The sequence below is a fragment of the Pradoshia sp. Z5_111 genome (genome assembly GCF_058267535.1).
The window spans coordinates 35,562-48,753 of record NZ_JBZCPQ010000002.1; the positions used below are offsets into that span (position 1 = coordinate 35,562).

General features: G+C 39.3%; 13 protein-coding genes. 1 reads left to right on the forward strand and 12 read right to left on the reverse strand.

Annotation, left to right across the window (positions count from 1 at the left end):
* Positions 1-9: 9 nt before the first annotated feature.
* From AC4D4A_RS04555 to AC4D4A_RS04585, 7 genes are all read right to left on the reverse strand, one after another.
* Positions 10-291 carry a thioredoxin family protein gene (locus AC4D4A_RS04555; RefSeq protein WP_490994799.1) on the reverse strand — a complete coding sequence of 94 codons (282 nt, stop codon included), beginning with the start codon at positions 289-291 and terminating at the stop codon, positions 10-12.
* On the reverse strand, positions 266-661 hold the full coding sequence (locus AC4D4A_RS04560) for a toprim domain-containing protein (protein ID WP_490994800.1): 396 nt from the start codon (positions 659-661) through the stop codon (positions 266-268). Before AC4D4A_RS04560 ends, AC4D4A_RS04555 begins: the two co-directional genes overlap by 26 nt.
* 174 nt (positions 662-835) lie before the next feature.
* Complete coding sequence (gene gcvH, locus AC4D4A_RS04565; RefSeq protein ID WP_490994801.1) at positions 836-1,219, reverse strand: glycine cleavage system protein GcvH; 384 nt, start codon at positions 1,217-1,219, stop codon at positions 836-838.
* A gap of 72 nt (positions 1,220-1,291) precedes the next feature.
* Positions 1,292-1,645 (reverse strand): arsenate reductase family protein, encoded by a 354-nt coding sequence (locus AC4D4A_RS04570; protein WP_490994802.1) that lies wholly within the window; start codon positions 1,643-1,645, stop codon positions 1,292-1,294.
* Between the two features lie 137 nt (positions 1,646-1,782).
* Entirely contained in the window at positions 1,783-3,567 is a 1,785-nt protein-coding gene (locus AC4D4A_RS04575; protein WP_490994803.1) for an acyl-CoA dehydrogenase FadE, read from the reverse strand.
* Between the two features lie 66 nt (positions 3,568-3,633).
* Entirely contained in the window at positions 3,634-4,812 is a 1,179-nt protein-coding gene (locus tag AC4D4A_RS04580; RefSeq protein ID WP_490994804.1) for an acetyl-CoA C-acetyltransferase, read from the reverse strand.
* Positions 4,813-4,849: 37 nt separating this feature from the next.
* Positions 4,850-7,240, reverse strand: coding sequence for a 3-hydroxyacyl-CoA dehydrogenase/enoyl-CoA hydratase family protein (locus AC4D4A_RS04585; RefSeq protein WP_490994805.1), 2,391 nt, complete (start codon positions 7,238-7,240; stop codon positions 4,850-4,852).
* A gap of 179 nt (positions 7,241-7,419) precedes the next feature.
* On the opposite strand from AC4D4A_RS04585, the gene AC4D4A_RS04590 reads away from it, so the two are divergent.
* On the forward strand, positions 7,420-7,548 hold the full coding sequence (locus tag AC4D4A_RS04590) for a YuzL family protein (RefSeq protein WP_490994806.1): 129 nt from the start codon (positions 7,420-7,422) through the stop codon (positions 7,546-7,548).
* Between the two features lie 101 nt (positions 7,549-7,649).
* On the opposite strand, the gene arcC is transcribed toward AC4D4A_RS04590, so the two are convergent.
* From arcC to argR, 5 genes are all read right to left on the reverse strand, one after another.
* Positions 7,650-8,612, reverse strand: a complete 963-nt coding sequence (arcC, locus tag AC4D4A_RS04595) for a carbamate kinase (protein WP_066106453.1) — start codon at positions 8,610-8,612, stop codon at positions 7,650-7,652.
* Between the two features lie 44 nt (positions 8,613-8,656).
* The gene (gene arcD / locus AC4D4A_RS04600; protein WP_490994807.1) at positions 8,657-10,072 is read right to left on the reverse strand and encodes an arginine-ornithine antiporter; all 1,416 of its coding nucleotides are present in this window, start codon (positions 10,070-10,072) and stop codon (positions 8,657-8,659) included.
* Positions 10,073-10,140: 68 nt separating this feature from the next.
* Complete coding sequence (argF, locus tag AC4D4A_RS04605) at positions 10,141-11,151, reverse strand: ornithine carbamoyltransferase (protein ID WP_490994808.1); 1,011 nt, start codon at positions 11,149-11,151, stop codon at positions 10,141-10,143.
* A gap of 45 nt (positions 11,152-11,196) precedes the next feature.
* Entirely contained in the window at positions 11,197-12,429 is a 1,233-nt protein-coding gene (gene arcA, locus AC4D4A_RS04610) for an arginine deiminase (protein WP_490994809.1), read from the reverse strand.
* Positions 12,430-12,659: 230 nt separating this feature from the next.
* Entirely contained in the window at positions 12,660-13,115 is a 456-nt protein-coding gene (gene argR, locus AC4D4A_RS04615; RefSeq protein ID WP_490994810.1) for an arginine repressor, read from the reverse strand.
* Positions 13,116-13,192: the final 77 nt, after the last annotated feature.

Sequence of the window (13,192 nt, forward strand, 5' to 3'; positions counted from 1 at the left end):
AAACTGCTCTTATTCTGTAATTCTCTTTAATTGATCTACAAGATAGGGAACTGAGTGGAAGGCATAGATTTTATCGATTGGCTGGTTATCCTTGATTAAAATGAGGCATGGTACACTTTGAATTTGATATTCTTCTGCAAGTTCCTTAGCATAGTTAAGATTGACTTTTTCCAAAGAGGCATTGGGGAGGACTTCCTTTGCAATATCAAGCATCTTGCCTGCTAATTGACACGTTCCGCAAAGAGGGGTAAATGTGTAGATTGCTTTATTTATCGTGGTTTGATTGTTCATTTTTTATTACATCCTTCATTTGTTTTAAAAATTCGGCTTTCACATCTATATTGGCTGCCAAAAGAACCATTGCTAGATGGTATCTTGGCGCGTTTGCTACTTCACGGTATGTACGATCAATATATATGTGAGATGCATTTGGCATCTCTCGTCTTAACTGTTTTCTCAGCTTTTCTCCAGATTCATCGGCATCAGCCAAAATATACACATCTCTCTGTTCAAGTTCGTCGACTAATTCATCCAGTTTCGATAAACTGATGGTTCCATTTGTACATCTTATATCGACAGGTTCATTAAGTACAGATTGTATTTTTTGGCGGTCGGTAGAACCTTCCACAATTATCACTTTCTCACTTTGAGCATCCCGCATGATTGATCACCTTTTATTAGGAGAGTACGTTCTATGTGATTGGACAAATGCCTTCGCCTTCGTCTTTTTCATTATATGTATCTTACCCTAACATAATGGAAAGTAACAATTGATTTAAAGCATATAAAAAGGAAAGAAGCTTACGAATGACCCAAAACTTCTTCCCTTTATTGACTACTCTTCTTTAGTCGCTGTTTCGTATTGGTCAGCATCCATTAATTCATCATATTCGCTGATTTCGGATGGTTCAACTACTACCATCCATGCTTTTTCATATGGAGATTCATTAACGTATTCTGGACTATCCGCTAATTCTTCATTTACTTCAACAACTGTCCCACTGATTGGCGCATATAATTCAGATACTGTCTTTACTGACTCTACACTGCCAAACGGTTCATTACGGGTCAATTGATCACCTATTTCCGGTAGCTCCACAAATACGATGTCTCCCAGTTCTTTTTGAGCAAAATCAGTTATTCCAATTCGAATCTTACCATCCTCTTGTTTAACCCATTCATGCTCAGCTGTATAACGTAATCCCGCTGGAATGCTCATGATTTAATCCCCCCAAAATGTATGTATGGTTCCTATTTATCATGACATCAAACTGGTTATTTGACAATTGTTTCATGCCCATATTTTCTGATAATTTTCCTCTTTGAATCCTACTGTAACCTTTTCTCCATCAAATGCAATTGGACGTTTGATCAGCATCCCATCTGATGCAAGCAGGGCTAGGCTCTCATCTTCAGACATTTCCTTAACTTTATCTTTCAACCCAAGTTCTCTGTATTTCATCCCACTTGTGTTAAAAAACTTCTGAAGAGGCAGTTCACTTTTCTGACAAATTGTTTCTAGCTCTTCTTTCGAAGGGGGATTTTGTGCTATATCAACTTCTTGATAGGATATTCCCTTCTCATCAAACCATTTCTTTGCCTTTCTGCATGTCCCACATTTAGGATACCAGTAAAATGTAATCATGTTTATCACCTCAATTGAAGCATACCACATTTTTTCATCTATCTTAAATGGTTATACTTCTGCTCTAGAGAAGGTAGTCAGTCTAGCATAGGAAAAGAAAAAGCCTGGTTTTCACCAGGCCTCCATCGCACAAAGGATTAAACAGTGTAACGCTCAGCATCAACTAATTTTTCTGCAGCTTCACGTTTAACTGCGATTACATTGATTGGTGTGAAACGTGTGAATTTACGTAAAGCTGATGTCATCATACGTAATGTATCACCAGTTTCTGTTGCCACTAATGTTTCTTTAGCATGCTTTTCGATTTCTCCAAATGCTTCCTGGCAGAAGATTTGAGTATAAAGCAGTTTTTGTTTGTTCTTTTCTAAGCCATCTTTTTTGATTGCTTTTTCTGTACGAAGAACAACTGATTCCATCGCATAGACGAAAGAAGCAATATCCGCAATATTAACAAGAATTTCTTGCTCTTTTTCCAGCTCAGCACCATATTTTTGCGCAGCCAATCCTGCTATCATAATACCAATCTTCTTAGCATTTTTCACAAGATGTTTTTCTTGATCAAGTGGCTCTGTACCTGGCTCTTCAGGCATTAGCATCATGAGCCCTTCAGAAAGTTCCTGTGCTTTTTGTAATAACGGCAATTCACCTTTTAAAGCTTTTTTCAGGAATGTACCTGGTACGAGCAGACGATTAATTTCGTTTGTCCCTTCAAATATACGGTTAATACGGGAATCACGGTACATTCTTTCAATTTCATACTCAGCCATAAATCCATAGCCTCCATGAAGTTGAACTGCTTCATCCACAACATAATCCAAAACCTCGGAAGCAAAGAACTTATTTAAGGAGCATTCGATTGCATATTCAGCAATTGATTTCGCTACTTCTTTCCCATCCTTTACTTCTTCATCACTTAGGCGGCTCATTCTTTCTTCAAATAAACCAACTGTCCTATAGACAGAGCTTTCAGCTGCGTATATTTTGGAAGCCATTGTAGCGAGCTTTTCTTTTGTTAAATTAAATGAAGAGATTGGTGTTTTAAATTGTTGGCGTTGATTAGCATACGTAGCAGCTAATTCAAATCCTCGTTTGGAAGCACCAACAGCTCCCACTCCCAATTTATAACGGCCGATATTCAAAATATTAAAGGCAATCACATGACCTCTTCCTGCTTCTCCCAATAGGTTCTCAACAGGTACTTCTGCATCCTCAAGAATTAATGTTCTGGTTGAGGAACTCTTAATTCCCATTTTCTTTTCTTCCGGTCCAGTAGAAACACCAGGATATTCTCTTTCTACGATAAATGCAGAGAATTTGTCGCCGTCGATTTTTGCATATACGACAAACACATCCGCAAATCCTGCATTTGTAATCCATTGTTTCTCACCATTTAAAACATAGTGAGTTCCTGCTTCATTCAATTTTGCTGTTGTCTTTGCACCAAGTGCATCAGAGCCTGAGCTTGGTTCTGTTAAAGCATAGGCTGCCAGCTTTTCACCTGTAGCCAATAATGGCAGGTACTTTTGTTTTTGTTCTTCGTTACCAAATAAAACGATTGGCAAGGAACCGATTCCAACATGTGCACCATGAGAAATTGAGAAGCCGCCTGCACGGGATAATCTTTCTGAAATAAGAGCGGAACTGACCTTATCCAAGCCTAATCCACCGTATTCCTCCGGTACATCAGCGCCCAATAGACCTAGTTCTCCAGCTTGTTTCAATAGTTTTACAGAACGGTCAAACTCATGATCCTCTAAATATTCCACCTGAGGCAATACTTCATTTACTAAATAATCCTCAGTCGTCTTCGCAATCATTTTATGCTCATCTGTATAATCCTCAGGTGTAAACATGTTTTCTGCTTCAATATCTTCAATTAAAAACGCTCCGCCTTTTAACACTTCTTCTGTTTGATTAGCCACTTTTCTTCCTCCTTATTTAGACATGACTGGGCTATTGTCGCCAATCATCTCACCGCTCATAATTTTTTATGCTAATAATTCAAATACTCCAGCCGCGCCCATTCCTCCGCCAATACACATCGTTACGATTCCAAACTGCTCATTTCGGCGTTTCATCTCGTGAAGGAGGCTCAATGTTAATTTAGCTCCAGTACACCCAAGCGGATGTCCTAATGCAATGGCACCGCCATTTACATTCACCCTCTCCTCATCCAATCCAAGCTGACGAATTACCTGAATGGATTGAGAAGCAAACGCTTCATTCAATTCGAATAATCCAATATCGGATAAACTTAAGCCTGCCAGCTTAAGAGCTTTAGGAATTGCTTCTACTGGTCCGATTCCCATAAGTTCCGGCGGCACTCCTGCGACTGCAAAAGAACGGAATTTTAAAAGTGGCTTGAAACCATCTGCCTCGGCTTTTTCCCGGTCCATCAGTAATACCGCCGCCGCTCCATCACTGGTTTGTGAAGCATTGCCGGCTGTAACTGTTCCCGTGAGTGAAAATGCAGGCCTCAGTTTAGCAAGCACTTCCGTTGTTGTCCCTTCTCGAACTCCTTCATCTGTTGTGAATTGTACGGATCGCTCTTTTAATTTATTGTCTGATCCTACTTGACGAAAAGTGACATCAACAGGAACGATTTCATCTTCAAATTTCCCATCTCGAATGGCCTGCGCAGCTTTTTGGTGACTGCGTACCGCAAAGGCATCCTGTTCCGCGCGGGTAATCCCAAATTTCTTAGCAACTTCTTCAGCCGTATGGCCCATACCCATATAGTATTCAGGAGCTGCTTCTGCCAGTTTGGAATTAGGACGGACTACATGTCCCATCATCGGAACCATACTCATCGATTCAACCCCACCGGAAATGACCGTTTCAGAATGTCCGAGCATAATTCGCTCTGCTCCATAAGCAATGGATTGCAGGCCTGATGAACAGTAACGGTTGATCGTAATAGCCGGTACATTGTATGGCAAACCTGCCAAGGCACCGATATTACGAGTCACATTGAGCCCTTGCTCTGCTTCAGGCATTGCGCATCCAAAGATCATATCATCAATTGGGCCATCGTAATTTTCTGCTCGTTTTAGCGTTTCCTTTACTACTAATGCACCTAAATCATCTGGTCGAACATTTGCTAGAGTTCCTTTTTTGGCTCTGCCAACCGGGGTTCTAGCTCCGGCTACAATCACTGCTTCTCTCATGCCCATCCTCCTCTTAATCAATCAAAATACGGATCTATTAATTGCGTAATGGTTTTCCTTTAACAAGCATATGCTGCATGCGCTGCTGTGTTTTTCCTTCCTGGACAAGGCTGATGAATGCTTCTCTTTCTAAATCAAGCAAATACTGTTCATCCACTTCTGTTCCATAAGGCACTTTACCGCCGGCTAAAACATAGGCAATTTTTTGGGCAATCTTCAAATCGTGCTCTGAAATATAGCCTGAATACAGCATGGATTGCGCTCCCAGTAACAGCGCCGCATAACCCGGTTCTCCTGATACCGGAATTTTTTTGCGCACCGGTGGCTTATAGCCAGTATCATGTAAAGCAATAACAGCTTGTTTCGCATCATATAACTGATGATCTGGATTAAAGCTGATTCCATCGTTACTATTGAGGAAGTTATTCTCTCTTGCTTCATCAGCGGAAGTAGATACTTGGGCAGTAGCGATCGTTTCAAACACTTTAATAGCCACTTTAGTAATATCAAAATCAATACCATTCGGTAAGCTATCCAGATGTTTAATATACAGCTCTTTATTTCCGCCTCCGCCAGGCAACAAGCCGACACCCGTCTCAACCAATCCTATATATGACTCAGATGATGCCTGAATTTTCGCGGCTGGCAGGCAAATTTCAGCTCCTCCACCAAGCGTCATATTAAACGGCGCGGCAACAACCGGTTTACTGCTGTATTTGATATTCATCATCGCTTGCTGGAATTGACGTGTAATCATTTCTACATCAAATATATTGTCGTCCTGTACTTCCATTAAAATCATGGCCAGGTTAGCACCAACGCAGAAGTTTTTGCCTTGGTTTCCAATCACTAATCCTTTGTAGTTTTTATCTACTTCTTCAATTGCATAATTGATCATTTGAATAATATCAAAGCCAATCGCATTATTAGGAGAATGGAATTCAAGCAAAGCCACACCATCACCAATATCAATCAAGCTCGCACCGCTATTTTTCTTAATGACCCCTTTTTGCTTCTTAATCAACTTCAGATCTATGATTTTTTCGTTTACTTCAACCTCGTGATATTCCCCATTTGCATAATATAGGGTTCCATTATCACCTTCTTTATAGAAGGTTGTGTTACCGTTTTCAATCATTTGTGTGATCCATTCAGGAATATTGCGTCCTTCCTCCTGCATCCTGGCAACGGATTTCTCTAGGCCAATTGCATCCCAGGTTTCAAATGGTCCAAGCTGCCAACCGAATCCCCATTTCATGGCCTGATCGATTGCTACAATATCATCGGCAATGTCGCCAAGTAGTTCTGCTGAATAGAGTAAAGTAGGGCTGATTACATTCCATAGCAATTCACCGACACGATCTTTCGCATAAATAAGCGCTTTCAATTTTCTCGCGGCGCCTTTCTCCTGCTTTACCATATCAAGCGAAGGTGCTTTTAGCTTTTTACGCTCTACATATTCCAAAGTGGATGGGTCAAGCTCCAGTATTTCTTTCCCTTTTTTCAGGAAGAATCCCTGCCCTGACTTACTTCCCAACCAGCCGTTATCAAGCATCTTTTTCATAAATTCAGGTACTTCAAATACAGATTTTTCTTCCTCATTATCTACATTGTCATAAACATTTCTAGCTACATGTGCGAATGTATCCAGTCCCACTACATCCAGCGTACGGAACGTTGCGCTCTTTGGACGGCCAATTAAAGGACCAGTTACAGAATCCACTTCACCAACACTGTAGCCTCGCTCCATCATTTCACGAACAGTTACCAATAAACCGTAAGTTCCAATTCGATTGCCGATAAAATTCGGGGTATCTTTAGCGATTACAACCCCTTTTCCTAAAACATCTTCTCCAAATTGTTTCATCGCTTTAACAACTTCAGGCGATGTTGCTTCTGTCGGGATGATTTCCAATAGTTTTAAATATCTAGGTGGATTAAAGAAATGAGTGCCAAGGAAATGTTTGCGGAAATCCTCTGAACGTCCTTCCGCCATTGCCTCAATGGATATTCCGGATGTATTTGAACTGATAATACTGCCCGGCTTTCTATATTCGTCAATTTGTGAAAACACACTTTGCTTAATATCAAGTCTTTCAACAACGACCTCAATAATCCAGTCGCAATCATTTATTTTCGACAAATCGTCTTCAAAGTTTCCCGGCTCAATTAAAGATAAATTTTTCTTGGAGGTTAACGGTGCAGGTTTTTGTTTAAGTAGTTTTTGAATGGACATTTGCGCCAATCGATTACGGACTTGCTTGTCTTCAAGAGTTAGCCCCTTTTTTTCCTCATCCGCGGTAAGTTCTCTTGGAACAATATCCAATAGCTTAACCGGAATTCCAATGTTGGCTAAATGTGCTGCAATCCCTGAACCCATGACCCCTGATCCAAGTACAGCTACTTTTTTAATTTGAAGGTTCAACATTAAATCCCCCTTTAATTTGAATGAATACTCATTCATTTTTATGACAAAAAAATATGGAATAAAAATCCTACATCTATAACTATAAAAGATTTGCGAAAATTCCGCAATTAAAAAGCCGAAAAAATGGTAATTTGTTAGAAAGTTTTTATTTGGTCAAACTATTACTGGAGGTGAATTTAATGGCAAAGCTTAAAAAGAATCCAAGCAAAGAGGGAGTCAGCGCGGCAAGCGTAAAGGGCAATGCTGGTCCGCACCATGAAAAACATTTTAATAAAGTAAACAGCCAAAATAATCAGTTTAAAAAATAGTCTGCTCCCTGTTTTATAGTATGTTCAAGGCGTACCTTTGCGCTTCCATTAAACGCACATAAAATACCCCAAATCAATGATTTGGGGTATGCGTTTCATCATTATGCCATTACTGTCTCTTCCTGCATAGATATAATCGTTCCCGCATTTCCCTTCAATGCATCTAATGCTTTTTCGAGAGATGTAATAATAGTAGTACGGCCAGGTCTTGATTCTGCAAATTGAATAGCAGCTTCTACTTTAGGAAGCATACTGCCCGGTGCAAAATGACCTTCTTCAGCCAATGCCTTAATTTCATTGGTTGAAATAGATTCCAGCTTTTGCTGATTAGGCTGATTGTAGTTAATGTAGATATTGTCTACAGCAGTCAAAATAATTAATGAGTCCGCATCCACTAATTCTGCTAGCTTCTCAGAAGCAAAATCCTTATCGATTACTGCCTCAACACCAATCAACTCGTCGTCAGATTGCATAACTGGGATACCGCCGCCGCCTGTAGAAATAACAATTTTCCCGCTTTCCACAAGACTATTAATGCTCTTATGCTCAAGGATGCTGACCGGTTTTGGTGAAGGAACGACTCTTCTCCAACCTCTGCCTGCATCTTCCTTAAAGGAAGCACCAGTCTCCTGGATCAATTTCATCGCTTCCTCTTCTGTATAAAAAGGACCAATCGGTTTTGTAGGATTCTTGAAGGCGCCATCGTTTTCATCAACTACGACCCTTGTTACAATGCCCACTACATCTTTATGAATTCCTCTTTTGCTTAGGGCTTTGTCCATGGCATTTTCCAACCAGTATCCAATCATACCTTGTGACATTGCACCGCAAGTATCAAGTGGCATTGCTGGATTTTTCTCTGAATCAGCCGCTTTTTGCTGAAGAAGGATATTTCCTACCTGTGGACCATTACCATGCGAAATGATGATATCCATTCCATTTTCAACAAGTGTTGCAAGCTGTTCTGCTGTCTTTTCAAGTGCCAGTTGTTGAGCCTTTGCACTGGCATCTCCGGATTGAATGGCATTACCGCCTAAAGCTATCACTACTTTTTTTCTTTCCATAGTTGATTCAATACCTCCAAAAATCAGTCTGTATTTAGAACTCATTAAATGGAAATAGTTCCATTGATCAATCCAACAATCGCCATACCGGCAAATACAACAAACGCTGCTGCAATAGCCAATTCTGTTTTCGTAAATACTTGTTTAATATTCGCTTCTTTCTGTACAGCTCTGTAAATCAGGATACCTGGTGCATATAAAAGCATAGTTAATAGTAAGTATCCAATACCGGCTGCATAAACCATCCAAACACCATATACACTTGCCACAATACCAACAATAATGTTTTTCACGCGATCTGCGGCAGTATCTTGTAAGGAATATTTCAATTGATAGAATGCTGTAAATGCATACGGAATTAAAATAGCTGAAGATGCCAATGAAAATGCAAAGTTATAAGCTTGCTCAGATACAAGGAATGTCAATAGGAACACTTGAATCAGACCATTTGTAATCCATAAAGAATTAGACGGAGCCCCATTTTTATTAACTTTTGCAAACCATTTAGGGAATAATTTATCCTTACCTGCTAAGTAAGGAATCTCGGATGCCAGCAATGTCCAGCCCAACCAAGCACCTAGGACAGAGACTATTAATCCAAGATTGATGAATGTTGCTCCCCATGGACCTACCATTTCTTCAAACACATATGCCATAGACGGATTAGCCAAACCGGCTACTTCTGCACGATTCATTGCACCGATAGACATAATATTAATTAATACGTAAATGATTAACGTACTAATCAAACCAATGACAGTCGCTTTACCAACATCCTTTTTGTCTTTCGCACGGCTGGATAAAACAACCGCTCCTTCAACCCCAATGAACACCCAAAGTGTTACAAGCATAGTGCTCTTTGTTTGGGACATAACATCACTAAATTTGAAGCCAGCACCAGTTCCCCAGAAATCGTCTAAGAAAATATCAGCATTAAAAGCAAAAATACCAATAATGATAAATAGGAAAATAGGAACTAGTTTTGCAATTGTTGTTATCGTATTTACAAGTGTTGCTGAATGAACTCCTCGTAAAACTAAAGCATGCACAGCCCATAGCAATACGCTGGCGCCAATGATTGCAGCTATGTTTTGTCCACCTTCAAACATCGGAATAAAGTAACCAATGGAAGAGAACAGCAGTGTAGCGTATGCTACGTTACCTAACCATGCTGACAGCCAGTAACCCCACGCACTGTTGAATCCCATAAATTTACCGAATCCAGCTGAAGCATAGCTGTAAACCCCACCATCAAGATCCGGTCTTTTATCATTCAAGTTTTGGAAAGATAACGCTAACGCAACCATCCCTATTCCAGTAATTGTCCAACCAATAATAATCGCACCAGGAGAAGCTGCACCCGCCATATCTGAAGCAAGGTTAAATGCACCTCCACCAATCATGGAACCTACTACAATGGCAATTAAGGCAAACAAGCCAATCTTTTTATCTTCTGCCATTTTTCTTCACCTCTTAATTTGATAATGGTAGCAGGGAATTGTGTAGAACCAATTCCCTGCTCATCTACTTATTCAATATTTCCTAATGTCAATGCCATTACAGATTTAATCGTATGCATTCTGTTTTCTGCTTGATCAAATACTTTGGAATGCTTACTGCGGAAGACTTCATCTGTAACTTCCATTTCAGCTAATCCGTGCTCTTCATGAATCGTACGACCATAAGAAGTTTCTAAGTCATGGAATGCCGGTAAGCAGTGTAAGAAGATTACATTGTCATTTCCAGTCATTTTGATCATATCCATATTTACTTGATATGGAGCTAATAGAGCGATACGTTCTGCGAACTTGTCTTCTTCTCCCATGGATACCCAAACATCTGTGTAGATAACATCAGCGCCGGATACTGCCTCTTCAACGTTAGAAGTAATAGTAATGCGACCATTAGATTCCTTAGCCAATTCTTCAGCTAGCTCTACAATAGAAGCTTCAGGGAATAAGGATTCAGGTGAGCAAATACGTACATCCATACCAACTTTTGCTCCACCAACTAATAAGCTATTTGCAACATTGTTACGTCCGTCCCCAACATATACGAATTTAACGCCTTTTAAATGGCCAATATTTTCTTGTACTGTTAAGAAGTCCGCCAATGTTTGAGTTGGATGCCATAGATCTGTAAGTCCATTCCATACCGGTACACCGGAATGCTCAGCTAATGCTTCTACTTTGGAATGCTCGAATCCACGGAATTCGATACCATCAAACATACGTCCCAATACTTTTGCAGTATCTTCAATGGACTCTTTCTTTCCAAGTTGGATGTCGTCTTTTCCAAGATATTCAGGATGTGCACCTAAATCAGTACAAGCTACCGTAAAAGCACAACGTGTACGAGTGGATGGTTTTTCAAATAATAGGGCAATATTTTTGCCTTCCATATAACGGTGTGGAATACCTTGTTTTTTCTTTGCTTTCAACTCAGCTGCAAAGTCAATCATATGTAAGAATTCTTCTTCAGTGAAATCTCTTTCTGCTAAGAAGCTTCTTCCTTTAAGGTCTGGTCTTGTTTTAATCATTACTACTTACTCCTCCCACAAGATAACTTACTTTATTTATGTTGATTAAATATCTTCACGTACAAGCGGCATGCTCATGCAGCGTGGGCCCCCACGGCCACGAGACAATTCTGAGCTTTTGATTTCAATTACTTTTACACCATGTTTGCGTAAGCACTCATTTGAGATATAGTTACGGTCATATGTAACAACTACACCAGGTGCAATCGCCAATGTATTGGAACCATCATTCCACTGTTCACGTGGAGCTGCGATTTCATCTCCGTCACCGCAAAGGATGATTTCAAGTTCAGGCAAGTTAAGCACTTCTTTTAAAGCCTCTTTAATGTCAGTACGGTGTGTGATATTTACACTAAATTCATCTGCGCCTTTTTCTAGGATGTAAATATTCATTTTACCGCCAGGTCCCTGAATCATCGGATGCATTGTAAACTTGTTGTAATCTACCATTGTAAATACTGTATCCAGATGCATAAATGCGCGGCTTTTTGGTATTTCAATAGCTACTACTTTCTTAACTTTATCTTGTTTATTCAAGATGCTAAGCGCGAATTTTTCGATTGCTTTAGCAGATGTTCTAGCAGAAACACCGATTGCTACTACTTCTGGGCTTAATACAAGCTCATCTCCACCCTCAATTGGGTTATGGTAAGTACGATCAAGCCATACAGGAACATCTTTACCAGCAAAACGTGGATGATGCTTGATAATATATTCCATAAACATGGATTCTCTGCGTCTTGCAGGTTCGCGCATGTTATTAATCGTTAATCCATTTCCAATTGCGGCTGCCGGGTCACGAGTAAAATAAAGGTTTGGCATTGGATCTGTATAGAATGGATAATGGTCTTCCATCAATTCATACAAATGTGTTTTTTTGCTGATCTCCAGTTCATTTTTGCGGATACCGGACATAATTTTGTCAACCATGTCCTCATTTGAAAATGATAATAAATACTCTTTAAGATTTTCAAATGTACCCTGTACCTTTGCATTGCTTTCTTCAAGCATGCGGCTAACAAATTCCTCTTTCACTTCAGGATTTGTAAGAGATTCTGCAGCAAGCTTCTCAAGGTATAAAACTTCTATTCCTTGATCTCTTAGTGTATTAGCAAAATAATCGTGCTCTTCCTGAATAATCGGCAAATAAGGAATATCATCAAACAATAGTCTCTCCAGATATTCCGGAGTAAGATTTTCTACTTCTTTTCCGGGACGCTTTAACATTACAGTTTTTAAAGTGCCGATTTCAGAAGTAACATGAATTGGATTTGTCATATTGCCTTTCCTCCTGCACACCTTATTTTTCTTACATTTTTAGTGTAAAGGAACGAAAAAAAGAGATTTGTGATTTTTTACACACAAAAAATGTGTAAATCTTCACACAAATCTCTTTAAATAGAAAAGTTTATGTATGAATATTCAATTAATTATCTGTAATTTCCTATTATTTCGCATAACTATGTATATTTTTTTGCATATGATACTTGAAATATAAAAAATATTTCTTATAAATTTGCTATTGTTCTTAACCTTTCTTCCAGGGCCTCTGCTTGATGGATTGTACGGCAAATAATCATACAGGTATCATTCCCACATATAGTTGCCGCTTTCTCTTCCCACTCAAGTTCATCTAAAATTGCCCCAAATGAGTGAGCATGACCAGGTAATGCTTTTAGGATAATAAAATATTCTATTCTTTCAATATTTAATAATGCGTCTTGCATTTTTTTTCGTAGTTTCATTGTGTCATTGTACTTATGATCTCCGATAAATCCATACTTCGTCCCTCCGGTCTTAGATGGATATTTTACTAGGCTTAATTCCCGAATATCTCTTGAAATGGTAGCTTGGGTAATATGCAACCCTTGCTTAGATAATTCTTCGACCAGCTGTTCCTGAGTTTTGATTTCATTATTCTGAATTACCTGCTTAATAATAGCGAGTCTTTTTTCCTTATTCATAACAAAATACTCCTTTTACTAAGATCTATAATTCTATTTTATACTCATTTGTGTATAGATGAGCAATATATTCATGC

Excerpts from the sequence above, each read along its gene's own strand:
- AC4D4A_RS04555 (WP_490994799.1), bottom strand. The coding sequence starts at position 291 with ATGAACAATCAAACCACGATAAATAAAGCAATCTACACATTTACCCCT.
- AC4D4A_RS04560 (WP_490994800.1), bottom strand. The coding sequence starts at position 661 with ATGCGGGATGCTCAAAGTGAGAAAGTGATAATTGTGGAAGGTTCTACC.
- gcvH (WP_490994801.1), bottom strand. The coding sequence starts at position 1,219 with ATGAGCATTCCAGCGGGATTACGTTATACAGCTGAGCATGAATGGGTT.
- AC4D4A_RS04570 (WP_490994802.1), bottom strand. The coding sequence starts at position 1,645 with ATGATTACATTTTACTGGTATCCTAAATGTGGGACATGCAGAAAGGCA.
- AC4D4A_RS04580 (WP_490994804.1), bottom strand. The coding sequence starts at position 4,812 with ATGAGAGAAGCAGTGATTGTAGCCGGAGCTAGAACCCCGGTTGGCAGA.
- AC4D4A_RS04585 (WP_490994805.1), bottom strand. The coding sequence starts at position 7,240 with ATGTTGAACCTTCAAATTAAAAAAGTAGCTGTACTTGGATCAGGGGTC.
- AC4D4A_RS04590 (WP_490994806.1), top strand. The coding sequence starts at position 7,420 with ATGGCAAAGCTTAAAAAGAATCCAAGCAAAGAGGGAGTCAGCGCGGCA.
- arcC (WP_066106453.1), bottom strand. The coding sequence starts at position 8,612 with ATGGAAAGAAAAAAAGTAGTGATAGCTTTAGGCGGTAATGCCATTCAA.
- arcD (WP_490994807.1), bottom strand. The coding sequence starts at position 10,072 with ATGGCAGAAGATAAAAAGATTGGCTTGTTTGCCTTAATTGCCATTGTA.
- argF (WP_490994808.1), bottom strand. The coding sequence starts at position 11,151 with ATGATTAAAACAAGACCAGACCTTAAAGGAAGAAGCTTCTTAGCAGAA.
- arcA (WP_490994809.1), bottom strand. The coding sequence starts at position 12,429 with ATGACAAATCCAATTCATGTTACTTCTGAAATCGGCACTTTAAAAACT.
- argR (WP_490994810.1), bottom strand. The coding sequence starts at position 13,115 with ATGAATAAGGAAAAAAGACTCGCTATTATTAAGCAGGTAATTCAGAAT.